The organism is Mycobacterium ostraviense (genome assembly GCF_002705925.1).
Lineage (GTDB): Bacteria > Actinomycetota > Actinomycetes > Mycobacteriales > Mycobacteriaceae > Mycobacterium > Mycobacterium ostraviense.
This window is the reverse complement of the sequence record NZ_NKRE01000070.1, coordinates 1-265: the sequence shown is the minus strand read 5'-3', so window position 1 is coordinate 265 and position 265 is coordinate 1. Positions and strand designations below refer to the sequence as shown.

1 protein-coding gene is annotated in these 265 nt (G+C 30.6%); it reads right to left on the bottom strand.

All coding sequences use genetic code 11. The annotated features are described in order from the left end of the window. On the bottom strand, positions 1-265 hold a 265-nt coding region (locus tag CDN38_RS27950; protein WP_180276458.1), incomplete at both ends, for an SdrD B-like domain-containing protein.

Below are 265 nucleotides of genomic sequence, written 5' to 3'. Positions count from 1 at the left end.
GTATTTGTACCTGTTTGTGTTAAGCCAGCAGGCTTTTCAAAAATAACTTTGTATTTACCGCTATCTAAATTATCGAAACGATATTTACCATTTTCATCTGTTTTAGTTGTTCCAATTACTTCGCCTTTTTCATTTAATAAAGTAACTTTAACATCTTTGATACCTTTTTCAGTTGAATCTTGTTTGCCGTCTTTATTACTGTCGTACCAAACATAATCACCTAAACTATATTTTGGTGTTTTATAGAAACCACTGTCTAATGTCA